The organism is Actinopolyspora sabaoui (assembly GCF_051225635.1).
In the GTDB taxonomy this organism is placed as follows: Bacteria; Actinomycetota; Actinomycetes; order Mycobacteriales; family Pseudonocardiaceae; genus Actinopolyspora.
Window position 1 is genome coordinate 195,710 of record NZ_JBMIHH010000004.1, and the last position, 13,738, is coordinate 209,447.

General features: G+C 66.1%; 17 protein-coding genes. 5 read left to right on the forward strand and 12 right to left on the reverse strand.

The window, feature by feature from the left end:
• Positions 1 to 14: 14 nt before the first annotated feature.
• Entirely contained in the window at positions 15 to 908 is an 894-nt protein-coding gene (locus tag ACOQFL_RS08420) for an LLM class F420-dependent oxidoreductase (RefSeq protein ID WP_435543536.1), read from the reverse strand.
• 303 nt (positions 909 to 1,211) lie between these two features.
• On the opposite strand from ACOQFL_RS08420, the gene ACOQFL_RS08425 reads away from it, so the two are divergent.
• Positions 1,212 to 2,444 carry an MFS transporter gene (locus ACOQFL_RS08425; RefSeq protein WP_435543537.1) on the forward strand — a complete coding sequence of 411 codons (1,233 nt, stop codon included), beginning with the start codon at positions 1,212 to 1,214 and terminating at the stop codon, positions 2,442 to 2,444.
• 57 nt (positions 2,445 to 2,501) lie between these two features.
• On the opposite strand, the gene ACOQFL_RS08430 is transcribed toward ACOQFL_RS08425, so the two are convergent.
• The 5 genes from ACOQFL_RS08430 to ACOQFL_RS08450 all read right to left on the reverse strand — a co-directional run bounded on the left by ACOQFL_RS08430 (position 2,502) and on the right by ACOQFL_RS08450 (position 5,852).
• On the reverse strand, positions 2,502 to 2,915 hold the full coding sequence (locus ACOQFL_RS08430; RefSeq protein ID WP_435543538.1) for a hypothetical protein: 414 nt from the start codon (positions 2,913 to 2,915) through the stop codon (positions 2,502 to 2,504).
• Between the two features lie 155 nt (positions 2,916 to 3,070).
• Positions 3,071 to 3,823, reverse strand: coding sequence for a M24 family metallopeptidase (locus ACOQFL_RS08435; RefSeq protein ID WP_435543539.1), 753 nt, complete (start codon positions 3,821 to 3,823; stop codon positions 3,071 to 3,073).
• Complete coding sequence (locus ACOQFL_RS08440) at positions 3,824 to 4,261, reverse strand: DUF6314 family protein (RefSeq protein ID WP_435543540.1); 438 nt, start codon at positions 4,259 to 4,261, stop codon at positions 3,824 to 3,826. It abuts the gene before it with no gap.
• A 20-nt stretch (positions 4,262 to 4,281) separates the two neighbouring features.
• On the reverse strand, positions 4,282 to 4,968 hold the full coding sequence (locus tag ACOQFL_RS08445; RefSeq protein WP_435543541.1) for a histidine phosphatase family protein: 687 nt from the start codon (positions 4,966 to 4,968) through the stop codon (positions 4,282 to 4,284).
• Between the two features lie 35 nt (positions 4,969 to 5,003).
• The gene (locus ACOQFL_RS08450; RefSeq protein WP_435543542.1) at positions 5,004 to 5,852 is read right to left on the reverse strand and encodes an undecaprenyl-diphosphate phosphatase; all 849 of its coding nucleotides are present in this window, start codon (positions 5,850 to 5,852) and stop codon (positions 5,004 to 5,006) included.
• 390 nt (positions 5,853 to 6,242) lie between these two features.
• On the opposite strand from ACOQFL_RS08450, the gene ACOQFL_RS08455 reads away from it, so the two are divergent.
• The gene (locus ACOQFL_RS08455; protein WP_435543543.1) at positions 6,243 to 7,244 is read left to right on the forward strand and encodes a YncE family protein; all 1,002 of its coding nucleotides are present in this window, start codon (positions 6,243 to 6,245) and stop codon (positions 7,242 to 7,244) included.
• Positions 7,241 to 7,462, forward strand: a complete 222-nt coding sequence (locus ACOQFL_RS08460; RefSeq protein WP_435543544.1) for a DUF5703 family protein — start codon at positions 7,241 to 7,243, stop codon at positions 7,460 to 7,462. Before ACOQFL_RS08455 ends, ACOQFL_RS08460 begins: the two co-directional genes overlap by 4 nt.
• 75 nt (positions 7,463 to 7,537) lie before the next feature.
• Here ACOQFL_RS08460 and lplAB read toward each other — a convergent pair whose 3' ends face one another.
• Both lplAB and ACOQFL_RS08470 read right to left on the reverse strand, forming a co-directional pair.
• On the reverse strand, positions 7,538 to 8,587 hold the full coding sequence (gene lplAB / locus ACOQFL_RS08465; protein ID WP_435543545.1) for a lipoate-protein ligase LplAB: 1,050 nt from the start codon (positions 8,585 to 8,587) through the stop codon (positions 7,538 to 7,540).
• A gap of 370 nt (positions 8,588 to 8,957) precedes the next feature.
• Positions 8,958 to 9,527 (reverse strand): TetR/AcrR family transcriptional regulator, encoded by a 570-nt coding sequence (locus ACOQFL_RS08470; protein WP_435543546.1) that lies wholly within the window; start codon positions 9,525 to 9,527, stop codon positions 8,958 to 8,960.
• A gap of 127 nt (positions 9,528 to 9,654) precedes the next feature.
• Between ACOQFL_RS08470 and ACOQFL_RS08475 the strand changes: the two genes are divergently transcribed.
• Positions 9,655 to 10,686 carry an NAD(P)-dependent alcohol dehydrogenase gene (locus ACOQFL_RS08475; protein WP_435543547.1) on the forward strand — a complete coding sequence of 344 codons (1,032 nt, stop codon included), beginning with the start codon at positions 9,655 to 9,657 and terminating at the stop codon, positions 10,684 to 10,686.
• Positions 10,687 to 11,204: 518 nt separating this feature from the next.
• On the opposite strand, the gene ACOQFL_RS08480 is transcribed toward ACOQFL_RS08475, so the two are convergent.
• From ACOQFL_RS08480 to ACOQFL_RS08490, 3 genes are read right to left on the reverse strand one after another with little or no spacing between them, the layout of a single operon-like run.
• Positions 11,205 to 11,567 carry a hypothetical protein gene (locus ACOQFL_RS08480; RefSeq protein WP_435543548.1) on the reverse strand — a complete coding sequence of 121 codons (363 nt, stop codon included), beginning with the start codon at positions 11,565 to 11,567 and terminating at the stop codon, positions 11,205 to 11,207.
• On the reverse strand, positions 11,564 to 11,782 hold the full coding sequence (locus ACOQFL_RS08485; protein ID WP_435543549.1) for a hypothetical protein: 219 nt from the start codon (positions 11,780 to 11,782) through the stop codon (positions 11,564 to 11,566). The genes ACOQFL_RS08480 and ACOQFL_RS08485 overlap by 4 nt, the downstream gene beginning before the upstream one ends.
• Entirely contained in the window at positions 11,779 to 12,054 is a 276-nt protein-coding gene (locus ACOQFL_RS08490) for a hypothetical protein (RefSeq protein ID WP_435543550.1), read from the reverse strand. Before ACOQFL_RS08490 ends, ACOQFL_RS08485 begins: the two co-directional genes overlap by 4 nt.
• A gap of 504 nt (positions 12,055 to 12,558) precedes the next feature.
• Here ACOQFL_RS08490 and ACOQFL_RS08495 point away from each other — a divergent pair.
• Complete coding sequence (locus ACOQFL_RS08495; protein ID WP_435543551.1) at positions 12,559 to 12,738, forward strand: hypothetical protein; 180 nt, start codon at positions 12,559 to 12,561, stop codon at positions 12,736 to 12,738.
• A 124-nt stretch (positions 12,739 to 12,862) separates the two neighbouring features.
• Here the strand turns inward: ACOQFL_RS08495 and ACOQFL_RS08500 are convergent, their stop codons facing one another.
• A complete protein-coding gene (locus tag ACOQFL_RS08500) occupies positions 12,863 to 13,642 on the reverse strand; it encodes an alpha/beta fold hydrolase (protein ID WP_435543552.1) in 780 nt (259 codons plus the stop codon).
• Positions 13,643 to 13,738: the final 96 nt, after the last annotated feature.

The following is a 13,738-nucleotide window of genomic DNA, read 5'->3' on the forward strand; positions in this document are numbered from 1 at the left end:
CGAGTCATGCGTGTTCAGCTCAGCCCGAGGGTCGGGGCGAGTTCACGCAGCACCGGCAGCGGGTCGGCGGCAAGATCGTCGCCCAGTACCTGGATCAGCACGTGGTCGGCTCCGGCGTCCAAATGCCGCTGCACGTGCGCGGCCACCGCCTCGGCGTCGCCCATGGCGACCATGCCCTCGGCCAGCCTGTCCGAGCCGCCGACGACCAGGTCGGACTCGTCGAATCCCTGCCGCAGCCACGAGTTCTGGTAGTTCGGCAGCTGCGAGTACATGTGCAGGTGCTGGTGCGCACGCCGCAGACCGGTCTCCCGATCCGTGGTCAGCGCGACGGCCTGCTCGCTGACCACCCACTTGTCGGGACCGAGCAGTTCGCGGGTGCGCGCTGTCTGCTCCGGCGCGACCAGATACGGGTGAGCCCCGTCGGCGGCGGTACCGGACAGCTCGATCATCTTCGGTCCGAGCGCTGCCAGCAACCGGGCCGGGCGCTGCGCCCCCGGTTCGATCTCGGCCGGGACGGCGTCCATGGTCTGTAGGTAGTCGCGCATGGTGCTCAGCGGCCGGGAGTAGGAGCCGGCGTAGCTGTGCTCCACCAGCGGGGCGTGGCTGACACCCAGACCCAGCACGAAACGACCCGGGTGCAGCGCGGTGAGGGTGCGGGCACCGGACTCGCCGGCCGCCGCGCTGCGGGCGTGGATGTTGGCGATGCCGGTGCCGACCACCAACCGTTCGGTGCCGCCCAACAGCGCGGCGGCCTGGGTGAACGTTTCCTTACCACCGGCTTCGCCGTAGAACAGCGAACCGTAGCCGAGCCGTTCGATCTCGCGGGCACGGGTGATCACATCGTTGATCGCCCACAGGTCGCTACTCCACCACACACCGACGCGAGAACCGAAGTTGATCTGGGCCATGCCGCCGAGCCTACCGGCACCCGCCGGAAGCCCGCACGATCAACCCAGCACGGTTCCCCGGTCGTGCCGCGGGAATCACCATCGATGAGCTCACCCGAGCCCGGCACGAGGACCTCACCACTCGGCAACCCGGTACCTGAGCCGCCCGGTGACGTTCCTGCTTCGCGTCATGCGTTCGAAAAATCGCCAACTGGCCACTGGAGCATTCGTCGATGACCACACCGAGCACGTCATGAGATCGGGTAGATGATCGAACGCGTAAAAGGCTTTGCGCGTCGCTCTTTTTCGGCCGAGGCTGGCGCGATGGTTGCGCGGAAAGAGCTCGGGCGTACGAGATATAGCGAGGTTTTCGCCGAACCCGAGTTTCGGATTGTCCTGGTGGGCAATCTGCTCATGCTGCTGGCCGAGACGTTGCGGACCCTCGCGCTGTCGGTGGTGGTCTTCGACGCCACCGACTCCACTGTGCTGAGCGCGATGACTTTCGGGGCCGGGTTCCTCCCGCAAGCGGTCGGTGGCAGCACGCTGACGGCTCTGGCCGACCGACTGCGACCACGCCGACTGCTCGTGGCCTATGACCTGCTGCAAACCGCGGTCACCGGGATCCTTGCCGCGGCATGGCTACCCATCTGGGCGGTGCTGCTGGTGTTGGCCGTGGCCGGAACCCTCTCCCCACTTCGGTCGGCCTCGACCGGGGCGGTGCTGCCGGAGATCCTGACCGGAGACCGCTATGTGCTCGGGCGATCGATCGTGCAGACGATCTCCTCGACCACGCAAATCGCCGGTTACGCGGTAGGAGGCGTGTTGCTGGCCTTGCTGAGTCCACAGGTCGCCCTGCTGCTGGCCGCGGGCAGTTACCTGCTGGCCGCGGCTCTCTGGCGGCTCGGCCTGCACCACCGCGCAGCCCGAACACCCGAGCTCGCGCTGCGCACCACGGTCATCGAGACGTGGCGCACCAATGTTCATCTACTGCGCGGCGACCGAAACACGCGCGGCCTGCTGCTGGGGCTGTGGCTGCCGATCGCCGCCTTGGCCGGGGCCGAGGCCACACTGGTCGCCTATGCCGCACGCGCGGGCCTTCCGGAGGGCAGCGCCGGCTATCTCCTCGCGGCGCTGCCGGTTGGCATGGTGGTCGGAGATGTGGCCATCGCCCGACTGTTCCGCCCCGCCATGCGCGCACGCCTGGCTTTGCCACTCGCCCTGCTGGCCGGTACACCGCTACTCGCCTTCATCACACGCCCCGGACTCGTCGTCGCGATGGCCCTGCTCGTCGCCGAAGGAACATGTGTCGCCTACTCGCTGCCGTTGCAGGCAGCTTTCGCCGAACTCGTCCCCGAGCAGCTGCGCGGACGAGGCTTCGGTCTGTTCAGCAGCGGGCTCATGACATCCCAGGGGCTTGGCGCCGCGCTCGTCGGCGCCCTCGCCTCCGCCATCGGGCCAGCATTGGCCATCACCGCGGCGGGCGGCCTGACAATAATGACCGTGCTCCTGCTACGCCGATCGTTCACCGCTTCACGGCTGCTTCACCCAACTCCATGAGCTGTCCGCCACGGCGCGGGGATTCAGAGTTCAACACCAGGCCGAGCGCGCCGAGTGTCACCCAGCTCGCCTCCTGCGGGAACGAACGACAGTGGTCAACCCGGTGACCAGCCCCGTTCCGGCCAGCATGCCGACGAACACCAGCACCGCGCCGACCCCCCACAGTCCGCTGCTGTCGGCACCGGCGGCCGTCCACGACCAGGCCGCGGTAAACGACAGCGGCATGATCACAAGCACCAGCCACCAGGGCAGCCGTCCCGTGGCGAGCACACCCAACACGACCAGGCACACCACGCAGCCGATCACCTGCCACGCCTGATAAGGACCGCCAGTCACCCCCGTCACCGGATCGGTGTGATACCCCTGATCCCAGGCCATCCAGCCCCACCAGCACGACGCGGTCAACAGCGCCAGCACCACGCCGCCTGCCAGAGCTCGATAGATCCGTGTCACGAGTCGCCGTCCACTCATGACTCCACGGTGACCAACTCCCCCGCGCTCGGGCATCCGTGAAACTACCCAGTCCGACCGGGACACTCAGCAACCCAATCAGCAGCAACGCCACCACCACGCCGGCACCGGTGAAAACCTCCCCGCAGCACACCGCTGGCGGGAAAAGCAGAAGATCACGAGCCGGTCAACACCCGCGGGCCCCACCGGGTCACCGCCACAGTGTGGCCAAACACGCACGCACGACTGCCGTCTCCGGTGACCACGACACCGTCCTGCCCGCGCACCACCTCGTCGCTGCCGCTGTCGCAAACCCCGGCCACGACCGTGAACACCAATCCCGGGCGCAACGTCACACCCGCCGCCCGCCTCCCGGGCGCCGGAACGACAGGCCCCTCACGCACCCCACGACCGATCCCGTAACCGCACCCCACCGGCATGCCGCAACCAGCACCCCGCGCGACCACCCCGATCGCGTGCGCGACCTCACCCAACCTGTTGCCAACCGAAACGGCCGCGATGCCGCTGTGCAGCGCCTCGGCAGCCGTCCCGGTCAACCGGAGATCCGACTCGGAGGAGACCCCCACCGCCATCCCGATCGCCGACCACGCACGCCAACCGGCCACGCTGGCCACGCACTCCACAGTCACCAGTTCACCAGTTTCCAGGCGCTCCCCCACAGGTGGGCCACCACAGACCACGTCGTCCCGCGAAAGCGATAACGCGCGTGCGACACCGCCGGTGACCGGCCCCGCCGGCGCCGCGCCGCACTCGGTCAACGAAGCCACCGCGGCCCGCTCGAGATCAGCGGGAAACACCCCGGGCCGTATCCGCTCGCCCACGCCCATCAAGGCAGCGGCCACCGCGCCCCCCGCCGAGCTCAGCAGCCCGAGTTCGTCATCACCGCGCAGTTCCACACGGTAACGCATTCACGTGTCCCGTCCCCCGAAATCGCCGCGGCGGAACTCGGTGCGCAACGTGTGGTTCTTCGTCGGCCCGAAAACCTCCCAGCACTGCCACCACGTGTCGACGTCGAACACCTCGAACTCGCCGCGGTAGAGATCGTCGCGACACGGGTGACTCGTGTTCCAGTAGCCTTCACGCAGATCCAACTCGTGGAAGAAATCCCCGTAGTCGAAATACACCGCTGCCCGGCCAGAGCCGGTCAACTGATACCGCAGTTGCCGAAAAGCCGAGCCCTGATAACCACCGAGTCGCAGCGTGCCCCGCTCCCGGTAGGCCAACGCCTCACCGGCGGGCTCGAACGACGCCGAACCGGTGAACTCACCCCACCGCTCCCCCTCCGGCGAAAGAATCGTCCGATGCAACGACCACGCGCCCAGCAAAAACGCACTCAAATCGAGCACGGGATAACGGCCCGAACCAGTCAACCGCCCGTCGACCCCCCGACCACGGCATCGCCCGAGGCGTCTTTCCGCTCGGCGGGCAACAGCCCCGACAGGTCGGTTCCGGTGTCATTGATCCGCAACACGAACGGCCTCGTCTCGGTGTAACGCACCACGCTGAACGAGCACGGCTCGACCACGATCCGCTGGAAACCGTCCAGATGCAGCCCCAACGCGTCGGCCAGAACACCCTTGATCACATCGCCGTGCGTGCACGCCAGCCACACCGCTTCATCACCGTGCTCGGCGGAGACCCGCGCGTCGTGCGCACGCACCGCGGCCACTGCCCTGGCCTGCACCCCGGCCAAGCCCTCACCGCCGGGAAACACCGCGGCCGAAGGGTGCTGCTGCACCACCTTCCACTGCGGCTCCTCACTCAACTCCCGCACCGAACGCCCGGTCCAGTCACCGTAGTCGACCTCGGCCAGATCCTGCTCGGTCTCCACCGCCAGACCACGCTGCCCGGAAAGTCCGGACAGCGTGTCGACACAACGCAGCAGCGGAGAAGCCACCAACGCTCGCAACGGGACGGGCGCAAGCCGCTCGGAGATCCCCGCGGCCTGTGCCCTCCCCCGCTCGTCCAACCCGACCCCAGGCGTGCGACCGGCGAGCGTACCGGCGCCGTTGGCCGCCGAACGGGCATGTCGCAGCAAAATCACCGTCGCCACGACGCCAGCATACGTGCCGCTCACACCCCACGGAGTCAGGCCTGCAGCACCCCGAACGTCAACAGCGCGTACACCGCCACACCAACGATCACACGCCACCAAACGAACAGGTAAACGCTGTGCTTTTCCACATACCGCAACAACCACGCGATGCAGGCATAGCCGACCGCACCGGCCAGGATCGTGGCCACCAGCATCTGCGGCGGACTGGGCTGCACACCAGGACCCTCCGGATTGAACACGTGACCCAGCTCCAACAGACCCGCGGCGAACACCGCCGGGATCGCCAGCAGGAAGGAGAACCGCACCGCCGTGGGCCGATCCAACCCCAATGTCAACCCCGCCGTGATCGTGCCGCCCGAGCGGGAAACACCCGGCACCAGCGCCAACGACTGCGCCAGCCCCATCAGCACACCATCACTGAGCCGCAGCTCCGCCTGCTTACGCAACTGCGGGCCGTAACGCTCGGCCAACCCCAACAGCAGACCGAACACGATCAACGTCGTAGCGGTGATCCACAAACTACGCAACGCACCACGAATGAGGTCCTGAAAAAAGAACCCCAAAATCCCGATAGGAATACTGCCCACGATGACGTACCACGCCAGCCGGTAATCCTGCGTGCGACGAATCTCGGCGTTGACCATCCCGCGAAACCACGTTCCGATCAACCGCACGATATCGCCGAAGAAATAGATCACCACAGCCAGCTCCGTGCCGATCTGGGTAACCGCCGTGAACGAAGCCCCGGCATCGGTGTTGAACAGCAACTGCGACACGATCCGCAAATGCCCCGACGACGAGACGGGCAGAAATTCAGTCAGCCCTTGAACCACCGCAAGCACCACGGCCTGCAACCACGTCAACGAAACCCACTCCAGCACAGTCGAATTTCGCGCCCACCCGCCGGGACGCCATCACTACAACCCCTCCCGCCCCAAAGATCTTGCAGCATACCCCGAACCACCCCAGGAGCGCCCCCACCACCGACAATCCCCAGGGCAACCCCGCTTTCCCGAAAAGAACGGGCCACCACGCAGCACCCGTGCCACAGCCCACCACCACAGCAGCACTGTGATGCACGCCACCGCGAACACGAATTGTGCCCAACCCGGCACAAAACGAAACAACCACACAACGAATACGATGCGTCCCCGAATGACAGCGACACCCCAACCACACCGCACCCGACAAGCAACCCTGTCACAGCCCCACCACCGGATGCGGGATCCTGGAATCAACCCGTTCCCGCACACACCCAGGGGAGATCGTCGTTGCGCCGCCTGATCACCACATGTCTGGTCGCAGTCGCACTACTGACCGCATGCTCCGGCGACAACACCTCCCGTCCACTACAGGTAACCGACCAACTCACCTCGGCCACCCCAGCCCCCGCCCCCCAAACACGAACCCAACCGGCAGGCACCGTCATACCCGCCCCCGCCGCCGAACACATCACCCTCGTCCCACGACGAGACACCCTCGCCCTCACCCACGCCGACACCGCCCGAATCAGCCTGCTCGACACCAACGCCCCCCAGCAGGCACCCCGCACCGTCGAACTCCCCGCCCCGGCGAGCTCGCTCCGCCTCAGCCCGGACGGCACAACCCTGCTGGCAGCCCTACCCGAAGCCAACACCGTCGCCCGCATCGATCCGAAAACCGCACGGATCACCCACCGCACCGACGTTCCGGGCTCCCCGGCCGACGCGCTCGACGTCGGCGACAAACTCTTCGTCAGCCGTCCGCAAACCGGTGACGTCGCCATACTGCGCGGCGGCGAGATCCAACAACGCGTCGACGGCTTCCCCGGCGCCGACGACCTCGTACGCCGCGGCTCCACAGTCGTGGTACTCGACCGGCTCACCACCTCGCTGACCCCGATCGAGATCAGCACCGGCGACAAACAACCAGCGCTGCGCGCAGGTGAGGGCGCCACCAACGCGATCGCCGACGCGTTCGGCCGCGTACTGGCAATCGACACTCGCGGCGAAGAGATCATGGCCTTCGCCACCGAACCCCTGATCATGAAACAGCGCTACCCCGTACCCGGCTCCCCCTACGGACTCGCGTTCGCGCCCCGCCGCGACCTAGCCTGGGTGACACTGACCGCACGCAACCAACTCGTCGGCTACGACACGGCAGGCGGGCAACCGCGTGAAACCCACCGTCTACCGACGGTCAGGCAACCGAACTCGGTGGCGGTGAACCCCCACACCGGGACGATCTACATCGCCTCGGCAACCGGGGACGGCCTACAGGTGGTACGAAATTGAGCGAGACCGGCTCCACAGGAGCAGACCCCGACTGGGAATACCAACCGCTGCGCCTACCGGCCGGAGTCTCCCGGCTCAGCGCGGCCACCAGACTCAGCATCCACGCCGAATTCGCCGGCTGGGAACTCTCCCGGGTACTGCTGTACTCCGATGGCACCCGCAAGGTATGGCTACGTCGCCGACGCACCACCCCCGGCCTGCCCAGCCCACTGCCCTGAAAACGACACGAACCCGGCCCGGACCGACCCGATACCGGCGCAGGTCCCGCATTCTCCCCGCCCGAAAACCACCGCTCAGGGCACCCGGTGCAACCACTCCTCGGTGGCGAACTTCTCGGAGATCAGCTCCTCGGCACGACGCTGCTCCTCATCGGTGACACGGTCCTCGACAAGACCGTGGCGGGCACCGAAACCACCCACCAGCCGATCGATCACCACCTGCCGCTCCAGCCCCGTCTGACGACGCAGGGGATCCACCCGTTTGACGACACTGCCGACCCCCTTGTCCGAGAGCTTGACCCCGCCGACCCGCAGCACCTGCCCCAGCTTCTCCGCATCCACGTCATAGGACATCGTCACGTGATGCAGCACCGCCCCTGCCGCCACCCGCTTCTGCGCCGCACCACCGATCTTGCCGCCGTCGGAAGTGATGTCGTTGAGCGGCTGATACCACACGTTCAGCCCCAACTCCCGCAGTACCTGCAGCACCCAGTCGTCGAGAAAGGCATAGGAGGCGGCGAACGACATGCCGGCCACCAGCGAACTCGGAGCGTACAGCGAATAGGTCACGGTGTTGCCCGGTTCGACGAACATCGCACCGCCACCGGTGATACGTCGAACAACCTCGACCCCGTAGCGTTCGGCGCTGGGCATGTCCACCTCGTTGCGCACCGACTGGAAACTGCCGATGATCACCGACGGAGCGGCCCACTCCCAGAAGCGCAACGTGGGAGACCGAGCTCCGGCGGCCACCTCCTCAGCCAGCACCTGATCCAACGCCATGTGCATCAGCGGCGAACGAGCCGGTTCCCGCACAAGCCGCCACTCGTGATCGAGCCACCCCGTCGAGCCGGTCACCGCGCGCCGCACCGCCACGGCCACGGACTCGACGGTGAACCCCACCAACCGTGCCTCCGGATCAAGTCCCTGCCGGACGAGCCCGGTCAGCGTCTCGGTGTCCGCGTTCACGGAGGCGCCCCGCAGCGAGCGATTGATGTCTTCCAACGCCTCGTCGGGCTCCAGGAAGAAATCCCCGCTGATTCGCACCCGGCTCAACCGCTGGTCCACCACCTCCACATCGGCCGAAACCAGCTTACCGTCCGGAACCTTGTACTCACCGTGCACCCGTGCACCTCACTCCTAGCGCTGCGTCATCGGTCCGGCAATCAACTCTAGGTGGCCCGGTTCTCCCGAAGCCCCCACGAGCCGCATGCCGCAGGCCATGCGGCGCCCAGCCATCGCAAGCCTGCTTGAGCAGCTCGGCCGCGCGCCGGCAGAACAACCGCGCCCGTCCGGTGTCCGGCCGCGGTCGGCGGCGACCTTCGCCCGGTTCAACTCGGCGGTGGGGTCACTGGCCGGCCAGTGCCGGTCGTTCCAACCACCGCCGCCCAGTAACAGCAAAACACAAGGACCACGTTTGAGGCGGAAGATACGCCAAGTCTTCGGCCGCGGCTTGAGGCTTAGCGTACGTTCCGCGACGATCCGGACATGCGACTCACGGCGTGAATGCCCGGCGCACGGTCTCAGCGAGGGCGTACCGGCGTCGTTCGTGCACGGCGGGGTCTTCGTCGGCGGATGCGGTGTAGGTCGTGCTGGCTGGTGACCAGGTCATCGATATCGCGATGACCATCGAGTAGACCTCGGATGGTTCGAGGTCGGCGGTGACCAGGCCGTCGCGCTGGGCGCCGGCGATCGCGGTCAGCTTGCGGGCGACGTCGTCGGCGGCGGCCGTCAACAGATCTCCGGTCGGGGTGCGTTCCAGCCGGGCCCATGTGGCCAGCAGCACGATCTCGGGATGTTCGAGGTAGGCGTCGTAGAGGCGTGCCGCGTAGCCGGGCAGATCGGTCACGTCGAGTGGGACCAGGTCCACGACCAGCCGCAGGTGCTCGTGGAACACTGTGTCGAACAGCTGATCCTTGCTGCCGTAGTAGGCATACAGCTGGGCCTTGTTGGCCTGCGCGGAGGCGGCGATGCGGTCGACCCGTGCGCCGGCGATCCCGTGCCGGGTGAACTCGGCGGTGGCCGCGTCGAGCAACCTGCGTCGTGTTGCCTGTCCATCACCCATCACCGCAATGATACAAACCGGTTGGTTTGACTCCCTTGCGTGACTCCAGTAGTTTCACCACAAAAATAACTAACTAGTTTGTTTATTGCTGCCGACGCGACGAACAGCATGAATACGGAGGAACGCGATGCGCACGACACAGGGATGGGCCGTGAGCGAGCCGGGCGCGGCGGTGCGGCCCTGGAACTTCGTCCGGCGCGACGTCGGTAACCGCGATGTGGCCGTACGGATCCACTACTGCGGTATCTGCGGTAGCGATCTGCACGCGGCCCGTGGGGGTGACACGACGGCGTTCCCGTTGGTGCCCGGCCACGAAATCGTCGGCGAGATCGCCGAAGTCGGTCCGGGCGTCTCACGGTTCACGGTCGGTGACCCGGTAGCGGTGGGCAACATCGTCGGTTCGTGCGGGAATTGCACGGCCTGCCGGACAGGACGGGAGAACTGGTGCGCGCAGGTGAGGCTGACCTACGGCGGCCCGGACGAATCCGGGAACACCACCCAGGGCGGCTATTCTTCGGAGTACGTGCTCGACGAGCACTTCGTCTATCGACTACCGGACGGACTCGACCCGGCCGGGGTGGCGCCGCTGATGTGCGCGGGCGTGACCACCTACTCGCCGCTGCGCCGCTCCGGCGTCGGCAAGGGCACGGTCATGGGAGTGATCGGTCTCGGCGGTCTCGGTCACGTCGGGCTGAAGTTGGGCCGGGCGCTGGGCGCCGAGGTCAGCGTGTTCACCACTTCGCCCGGCAAGGCCGAGTCCGCACTGGCCCTCGGTGCCGACGATGCCATCGTGTCCACCGACGCCGCGCAGATGGCGGCCCAGGCCAACCGGTTCGACTTCATCCTGGACACCGTCGGCGCACCGCACGAACTCGGACCCTACTTCGACACGCTCGGCATCGACGGCACCCTCTGCATGGTCGGCATTCCGGACGAAACAATGCGTGTCGACCCGATGAACCTGATCGTCGGGGCAAAACGCCTCGCCGGCTCCGGCAGCGGCGGGGTGCCGGAAACCCAGGAAATGCTCGACCTGTGTGCCGAGCACGGCATCACCGCCGACGTCGAGATGGTCACGCCCGACTACCTCGACGAGGCTTTCGACCGCCTCGCTCGCAATGACGTACGCCACCGATTCGTACTCGACCTCACCAACTGAGCAACAACGACCACGTCCAGTACGCGCGCTGCTCGACCGACGAGCAAGACCTCACCACCCAGCGCCGACGCCTGGCCGAACTCGGCCTCACCAGTGAGCGGATGTGGGCTTGCGGTGACACATCCCGAAAAATCAACGGTTAGTTCTGTTTCGCCAGCTCAGGGATGGGGTTGAGTGATATGTGCTTGGCGATGTCAGTAGCGACGCTTGGTGGACGATCGTACGAGGCCGCTGCGTAAACCGAGAGCTCACAGACGAACGTTGAGGGGCGCCTGCCGGGGTGGTTAGTTGACCTGGCGACTTCGTTATCGCGCACGGCATCCCACGAGGCGCCGGTCAGCCACCATTGATGCCACATGGAGTTCGCATCGAGCACGACTGCGGTCGGTGAGCGGGACGCTGCAAAAGGAGAGGGATCAGTGACTATCGCCTCGGATTAGGCGTTTGGTGAACAGCTCAGGCACACCTCGGTGATGGAGTCCTGGCCACGAGTGTGAACGGCGGTCGGTGGCAGGGGATCAGCCGCCGAGTTTGCCGCGGCGCACCTGATCCCGCTCGCCGTCGGTGGCGGCGCGGTCCAGCGGCGGCAGCTTGGCGCGGATGGCCGCGATGCCCGGAGCCACGTCGTCGGTCTCGGTGGCCGTGGGCTCGGGTCGCTCGGTCGAGTGATCGTCGCTCATGACCGGCAATCCTGGCACATCGTCGACGACAGCGGCACGCGTCCGATCCCAATCCAGTGGTGGCCCGTCCCGCGTGCCGCTGTACCGCCGCGCCGTGCTTTCGATGCCTTTGCCCATCATCACCCGCTCGTCCGCGTTGCCTGTGGCACCCCACTCGGCCAACGGGTCCGCCGGATCCGGAGTGGGGTGCAAAGGGGTCAACGTCGGTAGCGCCAGGGAAGCCAGCCGAGTGAGGCGCTGATGCCCACACAGATCACCATCAGGAAAAACACCGTGATCAGCATGTTCATCCTGTCGATGATCCCGGTGATCTGCAGCACCGCCAGCACGACGACGAGACCGCACAGGCAGATCACCCCGGCCCGCGTGAGGCGCTGTCCGGGGAACGGCTTGGTGCGCCGGGACTGCGTCATCATCCGAAGGGGTTGCAGCCGACGCCGCCGGGCGTGAAGGGCGGTGTGCCGATCATGTAGATGTAGGTCCAGTCGTTCTCGTCAGTGTCGGACTCCTGGCCGTCCAGGGCGTTGTACTTGGCTGGCGAGGTGCGCAGTTCCGCCAGATGTTCGACCGGCAGACTGTCCAGAACCTCCTGCGGAGCCTCGAGTGCCAAGCCCGTGTCCGTGCTGGTGATATAGGGGTCCGAGGTGGCCCCTGTTGTGGCCAGTTCACCGTTGCTGATGGTGGTCACTGCTATTTTCTCCCAGCTCCATGCCCCAGAGTGCGTACCGTGATCGCCCCTGAAGGGCTTTGTGATCACTCCTCGAATCATCGCATACACAGAGCTTCATGTTTTTACGGTATGTGTGTGGGATCTGTTGTTGAATGGGTTCGATCAGCCGATGTCTACAGGTCGATGATGTCGAGGGTGGTGGTCAGGTCGTGGTGCAGGCGTTGCCGTTCGGCCTCGACCAAGCACTCGCCGTGGTATGAAGACGATCTCGCTGAGCTGTTCTCGGTCGGCAGGGCCACCGTCTACCGCGCCCCGCGACGGGAGCAGAACTCAGCCAAGAATTGATGTCCAGCGCTCTCGGCTGCTTCGCCCCTCAGGCCGGCTTCGGGAGTCCAGGGCCGAGTCGCGGTGACATTCCCCAATCCGAGTAAGTTTACCCAGCCGAGACGCCAATCGGAATGCGCAGGCAACGCGGGGGCCGCATGATGGGCGGATACAGCCCTTCCCGCTAAGGAGCACACCGTGCACTCCGAACAGAACCAGACCAAGCACCACGTCACCGCCACTCCCCCGGCCCAGGAAGCGATGCGGACGGCAGCACTGCGGATACCGAGGCAGAGTGCCTACCACTTCAGCGACACCACAACCATGTGGGAATCAGATGATCTTGAGGAGACCCACTTCGTTCGCGGTTATGACTGAGTATTTATTCCTTGTTGGTTGTTTGTAGGGTGTTTTTTTGTTTGATTTTATTCAACACTGAAAAAACTGTACCAACAAAACAACAACAACCCACCACGTTCGAGTACCCCTGTGCCACGAGCGGTCAGCCCACGGCGAGGAAATCCACGACGGTCGAGGTGAAAGCCTTCTCCCGCACCACACCGAGGTGGTCCCCGGCGAGAGTGGAAAGGGTCGCGTGTGGAAGCGCCTCGACGAGTCGTTCGGGACTCCGGGCCAAGTAGTCCTCGGTACCCGCGATCAGCACGGTCGGGGCTGTGATCGCGTCCAGCTCGATCGGGGCGTCGTGGACCGTCTCGGCCTGCGCTGCCAGCGAGGGAAGATCGGCGCCGGAGGCCTCGGCGAACCGGCGGAACTCCGCTGCAGGCCCCGTCAGGTTCGCGGGATCGTCGGTACGCAGCGCCGAAACCAGTGACCCGCCCTGCAACGCACCGGCGTCGACCCCTCCCAGTTCGACGACAGCCCCACCGACACCACCCACGACCAGACGACGAACGCGTCGATCCCGACTGGCCGTGAGCAGCGCAACGATCGCCCCCATCGAATACCCGACCAGATCGACCTCGGTCAGCTCCAGTCGGTCGAACAACACCTGGTGATCACGAGACATGTTCCGCTCACCGAAGAAGGCCGGATCCTCGCTCTTCTGCGAACGACCGTGCCCGCGTGCGTCGACACCGACGACCCGCCGACCGGACTCGAGAAGCGCGTCGACCACACCGGGCCCCACCCAGTTCGACTCCGTACTCGCCGCGAAACCGTGCTGCAGCACCACCGGAGGAACCCCCTCGGCGGCTACCCGTGGTTCCCAGGTGTGATAAGCGATCTCGGCGCCGTCGAAAGACGTGAAAACCGCCGTGCCCATGCCATTGCTCCTCGCCGGCCGCGGACTGTCGTCGAGCACGCGAACTCTCCCCGAAACCGGAAAAGAATCTTGGGAATCGCCTCCGTGATCGTAACC

Excerpts from the sequence above, each read along its gene's own strand:
- ACOQFL_RS08500 (WP_435543552.1), bottom strand. The coding sequence starts at position 13,642 with ATGGGCACGGCGGTTTTCACGTCTTTCGACGGCGCCGAGATCGCTTAT.
- ACOQFL_RS08475 (WP_435543547.1), top strand. The coding sequence starts at position 9,655 with ATGCGCACGACACAGGGATGGGCCGTGAGCGAGCCGGGCGCGGCGGTG.
- ACOQFL_RS08435 (WP_435543539.1), bottom strand. The coding sequence starts at position 3,823 with ATGCGTTACCGTGTGGAACTGCGCGGTGATGACGAACTCGGGCTGCTG.
- ACOQFL_RS08485 (WP_435543549.1), bottom strand. The coding sequence starts at position 11,782 with ATGATGACGCAGTCCCGGCGCACCAAGCCGTTCCCCGGACAGCGCCTC.
- ACOQFL_RS08420 (WP_435543536.1), bottom strand. The coding sequence starts at position 908 with ATGGCCCAGATCAACTTCGGTTCTCGCGTCGGTGTGTGGTGGAGTAGC.
- ACOQFL_RS08425 (WP_435543537.1), top strand. The coding sequence starts at position 1,212 with ATGGTTGCGCGGAAAGAGCTCGGGCGTACGAGATATAGCGAGGTTTTC.
- ACOQFL_RS08470 (WP_435543546.1), bottom strand. The coding sequence starts at position 9,527 with ATGGGTGATGGACAGGCAACACGACGCAGGTTGCTCGACGCGGCCACC.
- ACOQFL_RS08430 (WP_435543538.1), bottom strand. The coding sequence starts at position 2,915 with ATGAGTGGACGGCGACTCGTGACACGGATCTATCGAGCTCTGGCAGGC.